This window comes from Catonella sp., assembly GCF_052169795.1.
Classification (GTDB): Bacteria; Bacillota; Clostridia; order Lachnospirales; family Lachnospiraceae; genus Catonella.
Genome location: NZ_JBQNBU010000141.1, coordinates 1 through 3,760, shown reverse-complemented (window position 1 = coordinate 3,760; position 3,760 = coordinate 1). Strand labels below are relative to the sequence as shown.

The window sequence follows — 3,760 nt, the reverse complement described above, 5'->3', positions numbered from 1 at the left end:
CTATACTTCTTTCGTTTGTCCATAACAGTTTTCTTCATAAAATTTTCGATTAACCTTACCTGCAATCACTATCAGGTTCGTATTGTCTTTTAGCATTCTCTCATTTAATTCTTTTATCATTTTGTATGCTTTGGGTTTGGAAACTCCCCAATCTTTGCTGACTTCTTCAGCATCAACATACATCTTTCTCATATTTTTCCTCCTCTCTTGTTTATTTGAACTTGCGATATTTATTAGTATACTGATTTATATAATATAGGTCAATGGTTATTTCTAATTTTTATCAGAATTTCTCTTTATTTTTAGTATACGATTTGATATAATAAGATATAATAAATATAGGAGATTATAATATGAATAATAAAACTGTATCAGAACGATTGAAATATCTTCGTTCTATAAATAAAAAATCACAAAAAGAATTTGCCGAGTTTTTGGGAATACCTCAACCGTCCATGTCTGCATACGAAAACGGAAAAAATAATCCTACAATCGATGTGCTGATAGATATTGCAGATAAATGCAATGTATCTTTAGATTGGCTTGCCGGAAGAAGTGAGTATACTTTCGGTCTTTCAAGTATGAGAGATTTTGTATTATTTATGTATGAACTGGCAATGAAAAAAGAAATCGGATTTGAAATAATCGTGGAAGATAAATTCCCAAATAATGACATTGAAACCGATGAAAATAAATGGAATGTTAAGCTTGTGTTCTATGGTAATGATAAAGAACACGCCTTTAATGCTGACATATGCAATATCCTAAAAGAGTTGTCTGATAATCTGTTTGACTTGGAATCCTACTCTATTACAAAAGAACAGTTTGATTCTATGAAAAATAAATCCGCAGAGTATTATTCTCTACCACTAACACAGAAAGAATTTGAAGAACTGAGCCGTGATGAGATTTTAAAGAAGAGAATCGAGTATTTGAAAGAAAATAATTTGCTATAAAAAGAAATGCTGTGGGAACTACCCGTAGCATTTTAAAATACAAAAAATCACCCGAAGAATTACTCTTCAGGTGACCCATTTCTAAAATCTGCAAGCATTTTGCAATCGCAAATCTCACAAAGTGGCTATTTATAAGGCTTTACAGCCTGTTTTAACTACTCCAACTCAATCGTCCCCGGTGGCTTACTGGTTATATCATACAGTACCCTGTTAACCCCCCTGACCTCATTGATTATCCTACTCACCACCTTCTGCAATACCTCCCAAGGTATCTCGCTTGCCTCGGCAGTCATAAAATCAGTAGTATTTACTGCCCTAAGTGCAATAGCATAATCATAAGTTCTCTCGTCACCCATTACACCTACTGAACGCATATTGGTAAGGGCTGCAAAATACTGGCCTATTGTTTTGTCTAATCCTGCATTTGCTATCTCTTCTCTGTAGATTGCGTCTGCATCCTGAACTATTTTAACCTTCTCGGCAGTTACTTCTCCTATTATTCTTATACCAAGTCCAGGACCGGGGAATGGCTGGCGGAATACAAGGCGTTCAGGGATGCCGAGTTCAAGACCTACCTTTCTTACTTCGTCCTTAAAGAGATTACGGAGCGGCTCAATAATTTCCTTAAAGTCTACATAGTCAGGAAGTCCGCCTACATTGTGGTGTGATTTGATTACTACAGACTCACCGCCTACACCGCTTTCCACAACATCAGGATAAATTGTTCCCTGTACAAGATAGTCCACTGTTCCTATTTTCTTAGCCTCTTCTTCAAATACTCGGATAAATTCCTCGCCTATTATCTTACGCTTGGTTTCAGGCTCTGTAACTCCTGCCAGCTTATCATAGAATCTCTGCTGTGCATTTACTCTTATAAAATTAAGCTCGTAGCTTCCATTTGGACCAAATACAGCTTCTACCTCGTCTCCTTCATTTTTACGAAGCAAGCCATGGTCTACAAATACACAGGTAAGCTGCTTGCCAACTGCCTTAGAAAGAAGAACTGCCGCTACAGAGGAGTCAACTCCACCTGATAAGGCACAAAGCACCTTACCGTTTCCTACTTTTTCTCTGATTTCCTTTATACTGCTTTCTGCAAAGGCTGACATTTTCCAACCGCCTGCACAGCCACAGATATTATGTACGAAGTTTGAAAGCATTTCTTTGCCATACTCGGTATGAAGCACCTCAGGGTGAAACTGTATTCCATAAAGCCCTGCCTCTACATTTTCAATAGCTGCATTTGCGGTAGACGCTGTGTGAGCAACAGAAGTAAAGCCCTCTGCCAGCTTTGATATATAGTCAAAATGGCTCATCCATACTATTGATTTTTCAGGAATTCCGGTAAAAAGCTTTGAAGTAGTGTTAAAAGTAGTTTCTGTCTTTCCATACTCTCTATGCTCCGCCTTTTCAACCTTGCCGCCAAGGACATGGCTCATAAGCTGAGCTCCGTAACAAAGTCCAAGTACAGGAATCCCCATTTTAAATAATTCCTCACTGCAGGTCGCAGCATTTTCCTCATAAACACTGCTTGGCCCTCCGGTAAGAATAATTCCCTTAGGGTTCATTTCCTTTATCTTAGATAATTCGGTCTTATAAGAATATATTTCACAATAAACATTGGCTTCTCGTACTCTTCTGGCTACAAGCTGATTGTACTGTCCACCAAAATCAATTACAACTACTAATTCTTTTTTCACTTACGACTCCTTTCAAGATTTAATTAAAATCTATCTACGCATCCTTTAAAAATGCCTTATAGCAAAGATATGCCTCGTAAATATCTGCCTTGCAGCTTATTTCCCAAGGAGCATGCATATTCATAACCGCAACTCCTGAGTCGATTACTTCCATATTGTAAGCAGCCGCTATATAAGCGATAGTTCCGCCGCCCCCTTGGTCTACCTTTCCAAGTTCCGCTGTCTGGAAGGTTACATTATTATCCTTCATTATCTTTCTTATAGCTGCCATATACTCAGCAGTTGCCTCATTGCTGCCACTCTTGCCACGAGAACCTGTATATTTATTAAATACAATTCCTTTGCCAAAATAAGCTGTATTTTTCTTCTCATTTACACTAGGGTAATTAGGATCAAAGGCTGCACTCACATCAGATGAGAGCATACGGGAATTAGCAAGAGCCCTTCTTAGGTCAAGCTCATTATACTCTCCCATAAGGTTCATAACCTCCGCCACTACATTTTCAAAAAATCTGGAATGCATTCCTGTAGCACCCACACTGCCTATTTCTTCCTTATCTACAAGAAGACAGCAGCCTGTCTTAGAAGGTACAGGAGCATCAAGTATAGCCTTAAGAGAGGTATAAGCACAAACCCTATCATCCTGCCCATAGCCCATTATCATACTGCTGTCAAGACCGTAATGCTTAGCCTTTCCTGCCGGAACTATCTCAAGGTCTGCTGAGAGGAAATCCTCTTCTTCTATATCATACTTGTCTTTTAATATTTTTAATATATTGGCCTTCACAGCCTCTTTTTCCTCACCCTTAAGCGGCATACTTCCAAGCATTACATTGAGGTCTTCGCCCTCTACTACCTTAGATGCAGTCTTTTGCATCTGGTCTGCTGAAAGATGGATAAGTAAGTCCGTAATTCCGATTACCGGTCCTTCTTCATCTTCACCTATACAGATATTTACAGAGGTTCCATCCTCTTTTACCACAACTCCATGTATAGCCAGAGGAAGTGTTACCCACTGGTACTTCTTAATTCCGCCATAATAATGTGTATCAAGCATAGCAATCTCGGTATCCTCATAAAGTGGTACCTGCTTTGCATCTATTC

The 3,760-nt window shown here is 38.7% G+C and carries 4 protein-coding genes; 1 reads left to right on the top strand and 3 read right to left on the bottom strand.

The features are described 5' to 3' along the window. Window positions 1-192 (bottom strand): DNA-binding protein, encoded by a 192-nt coding sequence (locus tag ACTTKP_RS11570; RefSeq protein WP_442554054.1) that lies wholly within the window; start codon window positions 190-192, stop codon window positions 1-3. A gap of 161 nt (window positions 193-353) precedes the next feature. On the opposite strand from ACTTKP_RS11570, the gene ACTTKP_RS11565 reads away from it, so the two are divergent. Continuing rightward, window positions 354-956: a helix-turn-helix domain-containing protein gene (locus ACTTKP_RS11565; RefSeq protein WP_442554053.1), complete on the top strand. Its 603-nt coding sequence runs from the start codon at window positions 354-356 to the stop codon at window positions 954-956. Between the two features lie 155 nt (window positions 957-1,111). On the opposite strand, the gene guaA is transcribed toward ACTTKP_RS11565, so the two are convergent. Both guaA and ACTTKP_RS11555 read right to left on the bottom strand, forming a co-directional pair. After that, on the bottom strand, window positions 1,112-2,656 hold the full coding sequence (guaA, locus tag ACTTKP_RS11560) for a glutamine-hydrolyzing GMP synthase (protein ID WP_442554052.1): 1,545 nt from the start codon (window positions 2,654-2,656) through the stop codon (window positions 1,112-1,114). A 34-nt stretch (window positions 2,657-2,690) separates the two neighbouring features. Continuing rightward, the coding region (locus ACTTKP_RS11555; protein WP_442554051.1) for an aminopeptidase at window positions 2,691-3,760 on the bottom strand (1,070 nt) is incomplete at its 5' end.

Bases quoted from the DNA above. Each gene is read 5' to 3' on its own strand.
- ACTTKP_RS11565 (WP_442554053.1), top strand. From the start codon at position 354: ATGAATAATAAAACTGTATCAGAACGATTGAAATATCTTCGTTCTATA.
- ACTTKP_RS11570 (WP_442554054.1), bottom strand. From the start codon at position 192: ATGAGAAAGATGTATGTTGATGCTGAAGAAGTCAGCAAAGATTGGGGA.